Here is a 7815-nt window from a genome sequence, read left to right as displayed (position 1 = left end):
TTGCCGGCGACGCGCTTGCCATCGATGAAATGACCCAGTTCGTACATGAATGGTTCCTCCAGACCTTGATTGTGGCGGCATGATCGCACTACGATTTCAACAAATCAATTTCCGATATTCAGCAACCGTTGTGCAAAAATTAAAGTCCGACGGTTGGTACGAGGTTCTCGCCTATGAATTGGGACGATGTGCGGATGTTTCTAGCGGTGGCACGCACGGGACAGATCCTTTCGGCGTCGAAACGGCTCGGCGTCAACCATGCGACGCTCAGCCGCCGGGTGACGGCGCTTGAAGAGGCAATGAAGACACGGCTGCTCGTTCGCCGGCCGAACGGCTGCGAACTGACCGCCGAAGGCGAGATCTTCCTTGCGGCAGCCGAGCGGATGGAAACGGAAATGCTGGCGGCGCAATCGCAGATCGGCCGGATCGATACCGCGATCGCCGGCACGGTGCGCATCGGCGCCCCCGACGGTTTTGGCGTCTCGTTCCTCGCGCCCCGTCTCGGGCGGCTGACCGCCCGCTATCCGGAACTGAAACTGCAGTTGGTGCCGGTGCCGCGTTCCTTCTCGCTGTCGCAGCGCGAGGCGGACATCGCGATCACCATCGAACGGCCGGAACAGGGACGGCTGGTCTCCTCGAAGCTCACCGACTACACGCTCGGCCTCTATGCATCGTCGGCCTATCTTGCCGCGCACGGCACGCCGCAGACGGTTGACGACCTGCGTGGACACCGCCGCATCGGGTATGTGGAGGACCTGATCTTCACGCCGTCGCTCAACTTCTCCGCCGAGATCATGCGCAGCTGGGATGCTTCCTTCGAGATATCGAGCGCGACGGGCCAGACCGAGGCGGTCCGCTCCAGCGCCGGCATCGGCATTCTTCACAATTATATTGCCCGCCACGTGCCGGAACTGAAGCGCATCCTGCCGGACACCACCATCCGCCGCGCCTATTGGACCACCTATCATGAAAGCGCCCGCGACCTCGTGCGGGTGCGCACGGTTGTCGCTTTCCTGCAGGAACTTGTCACCGCCGAACACCAGATCTTTGCCTGACCGCCTGACGCCGAGCGCCGACACCTGCAGGCTAGAGGGAAATTCCGGCTTCGCGCAGCCCGTCCGTCAGCCGGTCGATCACGGCCGTATCCCTGTAGGGCAAGGCGCGCCTCAGATGGTCGAGCGAAAAGCCGGGATTGACCTCGAACACCTCATGCCAGTACCGGCGCGCCTCTTCGTGGCGTCCGGTTCGGCCATAAAGGCAGGCAAGATAGAAGCGCGTCATGTCTGATCTGGGCGCAAGCGCCAGCCGCCGCTTGAAGGCAATTTCGGCCTCGTCGAAGCGACCGAGATTGAGCAGGGTTCGCCCAAGGAAATGCAGCGAAAGATCGAACTGCGGATCGAGCCTGTGCGCCCGGGTGTAATAGGGCAGCGCGTCTTCGAACAGGCCCTGGAAATCCCGGATCGAACCGAGCGCCGTGTGGCCGCCGGCGGAATTGGGGTCAAGCGCAAGCACGCGCAGGGCGGCCTGTTCCGCCTCGTCGTAACGCCGGCCCCAGCAGAGCGCCAACGAAAGGGCGTGGTGACCATGCGCCTCGTTGTCGTCTGTGGCGACCGCCTTGTTCGCAAGCTCAAGCGCGCGCGAGACGTTGTCGAACGTGCCGCCGTTCCAGCGATTGATATAGTCGGTCAGGGCGACGATCGAGAGCGACGCATAGGCGGCGGCGATACCGGGGTCGATGGCGATCGAGCGCTCAAGCATGCTGCGCGCCTCGGCAGACGATTGCGCATCGAAGCGCAAGATGGCCTGACGCGAGCGCACGAACAGGTCATAGGCTTCCGGGTCGACCCTGGCCCGGGTTTCGCGCCGCTCTTCCTCTCCCGCCGTCAGCCGGACCTTCAGTGCGGTGACGATCGTGCGCGTCACCTCGTCCTGAACCTCGAAAATGTCCTCGATACCCCGGTCGTAGCGCTCGGCCCAGAGATGACCGCCGGTCGTGCCGTCGATCATCTGGGCGTTGATGCGAATGCGGTTGGCGGCGCGGCGCACGCTGCCTTCCAGCACGTAGCGAACGCCGAGCTCACGGCTGACCTGGCGGATATCCGGCGACCTGCCCTTGTAGGCAAAGGAGGAGTTGCGCGCGATCACGAAGAGGCCGGAGACCTTGGAAAGGTCGGTGATGATGTCCTCGGTGATGCCATCGGCGAAATAGCCCTGTTCCGGGTCACCCGACATGTTGTCGAACGGCAGCACGGCGATCGAGGGTCGGCTCGGGATCTGCGGCGGCGTCTCCGTCGCGACCGCGGCGGTCAGATCCTCGGCCGCGTCGATCGACCACATCCACACATGCACGGGACGCTCGATGTTCTTGACCTCGTGGTGGCCGCTGTCGACGAAGATCAGATCGGTGCGACCCTTCACATATTCATGAACGCCGTCGGAGATCGCCACACCGCCGGGTCTGGCAAGCGCCTCGATCCGGGCGGCGACGTTCACGCCGTCGCCGTAGAGGTCGTTGTCGGCGACCATGATATCGCCCATGTTGACGCCGACGCGCAGCACGATCGCCTCGTCCGGCGGCGTTTCGGCATTGGCCTCAGCCATCGCGCGCTGCAAGTGCGCGGCGCACTCGACCGCGTTCACCGCACTCGAAAATTCGGCGAAAATCCCATCCCCGGTTCTCTTGAACACCCGGCCCTGATGCTCGGCGACAAGAGGTTCCAGCACCTGCCGCCACCGCGTCATCATCCGCGTGTAGGTCGCCGTCTCGTCGCGCTCCATCAGCCGGCTGTAGCCGACGACATCTGCGGCAAGAATGGCGGCGAGCCGCCGTGTGATGGATTCGTTGGCCATGGATCGTGGCGCCTTCCGAGAATCCTCTGGCGAAATTTTACCGGCGGATGGCAGCTATGTCTATTCGCTGCCTTCGCAGCATCACGATTTCGAGGCCAGGCCGAGTTCTGAGTTCTATGCCCAGTTTCAGCCACCAGACACGGCACGGTGAAGCACGTGACCGATTGCGGGCGACAGTAGGGAGTTCTGAAGGGAGAAGAGTTTCCCCTCTCCCCGTCAGTCCTTGTGACGTACAGACTTACGGGGAGAGGGGAATGGTACGGTTGAGTGGGGTCGAACCACCGACCTCAGGTGCCACAAACCTGCGCTCTAACCAACTGAGCTACAACCGCACATCAAGCGACATCAGTCGCTTGCCGGCTCACATACGGAGACTTCCGTCCCTTTGCAAGTCCAAACTTGAGATTATCCTGCAAAAAGACCGGATGGCAAGCCACCCGGTCTTTCTGAATTTCGGCCTGGCCGGCAGATCGAGGCGACAACAGGCTGTTGTTGCCGACCAGCAGGCGCTGTTGGTCCGGCTTAGACCTTCTTGAAGGACGACATTGCCTTTTCGGCGGCATCCTTGCCGGGCTTGGCAACGTTTTCAGCAACCTTCTTGGTGGCTTCCTGCATCGACTTTGCCTGTTCGACGGCAAGCTCGGCCTGCTTGCGCACGAAGCTCGTCTGCAGCTCGACGAATTCGGAGAGCGACTTCACGCCGAGCAGCGCTTCCATGTGCGACAGCGAGTTTTCGGCATTGGTGCGCAGCGCGTCGATGGCCTTGAGACCGAGTTCGACGGTGCCGGACTGGGCGCTTTCGAGCGTCGCTTCGACGGTCTTCGTCGCTTCGTCAGCGGCCGTCTTCATCTTGGCATAGGCTTCCTTGGACTGGGCGGCACCCTTTTCCGCAAAATCGCGGAAGCTGTCGGTGAACTTCGCCGGGTCAAACGAGGAAAGCGAAAATACGTCATCGGTCTTCTTGGTAGCCATTTTATGCGCTCCTTGGTGTCAGGCCCTCTCTTGAGGCGCCGTTGATTGATGCGCACTCTATAATCGATATCCTTGTGCATTGCAATAAAATTGTGCAGCGCACAAAATCACCGGCATTAACCTTCCGCGGTGAAAGCAGTGGCGAAGCTCGGGCCCTCGCTGGACCCTTGCGGACTGGCCGGGTATTAATAGAGTGTTAACCCGCAAGCGATCCGTCAATAGGCCCATCCATGCCCGCGAGACAGTATCCCTTCATCGATATCGCCGTGCATGCACGGGTGCGTGAGCATTTCGCGCGCGGCGATGCGGCGATCCTGTTTTCACGGGACTTCGAGCGTATTCTCTGGGCGAATGACCAGGGCGCCGCCTTCTTCGGCGCCGGATCGATCTATGATTTCATCGATGCCGGCCCGAACCAGGGCGACCTGTCGCTGCGCCAATTGCGCGCCAGCGCCGCCCAGCTTTCCAAGGCAGGCGACCGGCGCCAGCTTTCGATCCGGAAGTTCTCGGGCTTCCGCGGCACCCCACTCTCGGTGACTGTCGAGATGATCCGGGTCCGACCGGATGAAGACGCGGTGCTCTTTACCGCGCCGCACACCGGCGCGCCGCTTTCGCTTCAAGATCGCGCCGCGCGGATGATCGCCGGCCTCGACGGACCGGATACGCACATGGCGGTGCTCGATGGCGACGGCGGCATTGTCGCGCATTCGCCGGGCTTCATCGACCTTGGCATGTCGGGCGAGACACGCAAGCAGCTGGTCGACGCTGTCGGCCGCGATCACGACTGGCTGATCAAGCGCCCCGTCGCCACCAGAAAAGGGCAGCTGCCGGCCGCGGTCGGCAAGATCGCCGACGATCCGTCGCTGCATCTCTTGTTCGCCGTCGAGACCATCCTCGGCACGCTCGATGCGGACGAGCCGGCCGGCGCTGCCGAACTGCCCGAGATCGCACCCCTCGCCGAGGCCGCTGCACAGGATGCAGACGTCCCGGCTGCCGTGGCGGCAAATGTCGATGAGACACAGGCGGAAACGATCCCTGCGCAGGACGCAGGATCCGACGTGACCGATGAACGCCCGGTTGAAGACACCGAAACGACGCGCGATGACGAGGCGCCTACCCTGGCCGAAGACGACCTCGACAGTGACCGCACCCTGTCGCCAGTGGAGCCTGAAACCCCTGCCGAGATGGCGGGCGACGCGCCGGATGACAACGGCGAGCAATACGCGTCTGAGAGCCAGGCCGCGCCGGCTATGGACGACCTGTCGTCCTCCGCTTCCGCCGCAGACTTTGCCAGCGAAGCGATTGGCGCAGAGACCTCAAACGCGCAGCGGCCGGATGATCCCAAGCAGGAAACCCTTGCAGAACAGGCCAGCCATTCAGAGCGCATTGGCCAGGCAGCCCACCAGCCGGGCGACACGGAGCAGGCTGGGCATGCGGATCAGCCTGGCCATGCGGATCAGGCCGGCTTCACCTTCACCCCGGGCGGCCGGGCCGTGCGGTTTGTCTGGAAGATCGATGCGGAAGGTCGCTTCAGCGAGATCTCCGAAGAGTTTGCGACCGCGGTCGGTCCACGCTCGGCCGGCGTGATCGGTGAAACCTTTGCGGATGTGGCCGGGCGCTACGACCTTGACCCGGAGCACCGGATCAATGCGCTTCTGCAGCGCCGGGACACCTGGTCCGGCAAGACGATCTTCTGGCCGATCGAGGGCACGAGCCTCAAGGTTCCGGTCGATCTCGCCGCCCTGCCCACATATTCACGCTCGCGCGAGTTCGACGGCTTCCGTGGCTTCGGCATCGTCCGGCTTGCCGATGCCGTCGAGGACGAGAACGCCAACGGGTTGTCGTTCACGACCGAGGCCGTGCCGGCGATGGAAGCCGACCCGGAGAGCGTCGACCCGCAGCAACAGGCCGAGCGCGATGCTCGATTCGGGGCGGCTGACGAACCCGCTGCCGTCGACGCGGAAGACGAGCAGGCCCCGAGCGTGCAACCGCAGCCCGACGTGGCCGCCGATGGTGGCACCGAACCGGCACTGCCGCTGTTTGCAGGTGCGACGGACGTGGCTCATTCCGGCGACGACGAGGACGTGCCCGGGCACAGCGCTGCCGCCGCCGATCCGTTCCAGGGCGAGCGCCCGGTTTTGCGCGTCGTTGCGACACCCGACCGGCCGGACGAAGGCAAAGTCGTCGAACTGGAGCAGCACCGCACCCTGACCCGTGGCGAGCAGGCGGCGTTTCGCGAGATTGCCCGCCAGCTCGGCGGCAAGCCCACTGATGCGGAAGCTTTGCCGGAGCCGATCGCGGAAGCGGCTGAGGAACAACCTGCTCCTGCCGAACCCACAGCGAGCACGCCCACGGACGCTGCCGCCGCGGTCGCCGGCGAACCGCAGAGCGCAGTGTCAGAGCCCGCGGCAGAGCAGGCACGCGACGACGACGCAGGCGTGACCGAAGACGGCATTCCGCAGGCGGACGAGCAGCCGGCGATCGCCGACATCGGCCTCAGCGGCGAGATCCTCGACAGTCTGCCGATCGGCATGCTGGTTCATCGCGGTGACAGGCTGCTGCATGCCAATCCGGAGTTCCTGCGCCTCACCGCCTATGACGACCTCGGCGAATTCATGCGCGAGGGCGGTATTGATGCGCTGTTTGCCAACGGCGAGGAGGCGACCGACCAGGACGCCGACGGCACGATGACGCTGATCCGCAAGGATGGGCAGTTGCGCCCGGTGATCGCTCGCCTGCACTCGATCCGCTGGGACGGCAAGAGCGCGCTGATGCTGGCGCTGACACCGGCCGGAACGGCAAACGTTCAGCCCGCCAATGACGACAGGGCAGTCCCGGCCGACCAGCACGTCGACCGCCTGAAGACGGAAATCGACGAATTGAAGTCGATCCTCGAAACGGCGACCGACGGCGTCGTCATCCTCGGGCACGACGGCGACATCCGTTCCATGAACCGCTCGGCAAGCGCGCTGTTCAACTATGACGAAGCCGAGATCCGTGGCAAACCTTTCGCGGCCCTGTTTGCGCATGAGAGCCAGAAGGCCGTGCTCGACTACCTGCATGGCCTGTCCGGCCACGGCGTCGCCAGCGTTTTGAATGACGGTCGCGAGGTGATCGGGCGCGAGGCTGCCGGTGGCTTCATACCGCTGTTCATGACCATCGGCCGACTTTCGGCGTCAAACGGCTTCTGCGCCGTGATCCGCGACATCACCCAGTGGAAGCGCACCGAGGAAGAACTGCGCAACGCCAAGCGCGCAGCCGAAACGGCAAATGCCCACAAGACCGAATTCCTCGCGCGCGTCAGTCACGAGATCCGCACGCCGCTCAACGCCATCATCGGCTTCTCCGACATGATGGCGAGCGAACATTTCGGTCCGGTCGGCCATCCGCGCTACATCGAGTATGCCGGCGACATCGGCCGCTCGGGCCGCCATGTGCTCGATATCGTCAACGATCTCCTTGATATCTCGAAGATCGAGGCCGGCGAGATGGAGCTCGATTTCGGGGCCGTCGAGATCAACGAGGCGGTGTCGGAGGCTGTGTCGCTCGTCCAGCCGCAGGCCAACAGCCAGCGCGTCATCATCCGCACCTCGCTCTCGGCTGCGGTTCCGAACGTCGTTGCCGACGGCCGCTCGATCAAGCAGATCGCACTCAACATTCTGGCAAATGCCATCCGCTTCACGCCATCCGGCGGCCAGATCGTGGTCTCGACCTCCTACGAGGCGAACGGCAGCGTCATCCTGCGCATTCGTGACACCGGGGTCGGCATGACGCGCAACGAGCTGGAACAGGCGATGAAGCCGTTCCGCCAGGTGACGACAGGCGCGCGCAAGCGCGGCGATGGCACCGGTCTCGGCCTGCCCTTGACCAAGGCGATGGCGGAAGCCAACCGGGCGCAATTTGCGATCACCTCGGCGCCGAACGAAGGCACGCTGGTGGAAATATCCTTCCCGTCACAACGCGTCTTGGCGAACTGAGGCCGGATGCTGTAAG

The 7815-nt window shown here is 63.8% G+C and carries 4 protein-coding genes and 1 tRNA gene; 2 read left to right on the top strand and 3 right to left on the bottom strand.

Annotated elements, in window-relative coordinates:
• The first annotated feature begins 173 nt into the window (after positions 1-173).
• Positions 174-1055, top strand: a complete 882-nt coding sequence (locus VGO12_RS01200) for a LysR family transcriptional regulator (RefSeq protein WP_327510929.1) — start codon at positions 174-176, stop codon at positions 1053-1055.
• A gap of 31 nt (positions 1056-1086) precedes the next feature.
• Here VGO12_RS01200 and VGO12_RS01195 read toward each other — a convergent pair whose 3' ends face one another.
• From VGO12_RS01195 to VGO12_RS01185, 3 genes are all read right to left on the bottom strand, one after another.
• Complete coding sequence (locus VGO12_RS01195; RefSeq protein ID WP_327510928.1) at positions 1087-2850, bottom strand: adenylate/guanylate cyclase domain-containing protein; 1764 nt, start codon at positions 2848-2850, stop codon at positions 1087-1089.
• 255 nt (positions 2851-3105) lie between these two features.
• Positions 3106-3182, bottom strand: a tRNA-His gene (locus VGO12_RS01190).
• A 190-nt stretch (positions 3183-3372) separates the two neighbouring features.
• Positions 3373-3822, bottom strand: coding sequence for a phasin (locus tag VGO12_RS01185; protein ID WP_327510927.1), 450 nt, complete (start codon positions 3820-3822; stop codon positions 3373-3375).
• A gap of 230 nt (positions 3823-4052) precedes the next feature.
• Between VGO12_RS01185 and VGO12_RS01180 the strand changes: the two genes are divergently transcribed.
• Complete coding sequence (locus VGO12_RS01180) at positions 4053-7799, top strand: ATP-binding protein (RefSeq protein WP_327510926.1); 3747 nt, start codon at positions 4053-4055, stop codon at positions 7797-7799.
• The last annotated feature ends 16 nt before the right edge of the window (positions 7800-7815 follow it).

This window comes from Ensifer sp. (assembly GCF_035999135.1).
Taxonomy (GTDB): domain Bacteria; phylum Pseudomonadota; class Alphaproteobacteria; order Rhizobiales; family Rhizobiaceae; genus Ensifer.
Note: the sequence above shows the minus strand (reverse complement) of the source record. Positions and strands in the feature narration are given on the sequence as shown.

What these genes read in the sequence shown, in the direction of transcription:
- VGO12_RS01195 (WP_327510928.1), bottom strand. Translation starts at nt 2,850, where the DNA reads ATGGCCAACGAATCCATCACACGGCGGCTCGCCGCCATTCTTGCCGCA.
- VGO12_RS01185 (WP_327510927.1), bottom strand. Translation starts at nt 3,822, where the DNA reads ATGGCTACCAAGAAGACCGATGACGTATTTTCGCTTTCCTCGTTTGAC.
- VGO12_RS01200 (WP_327510929.1), top strand. Translation starts at nt 174, where the DNA reads ATGAATTGGGACGATGTGCGGATGTTTCTAGCGGTGGCACGCACGGGA.
- VGO12_RS01180 (WP_327510926.1), top strand. Translation starts at nt 4,053, where the DNA reads ATGCCCGCGAGACAGTATCCCTTCATCGATATCGCCGTGCATGCACGG.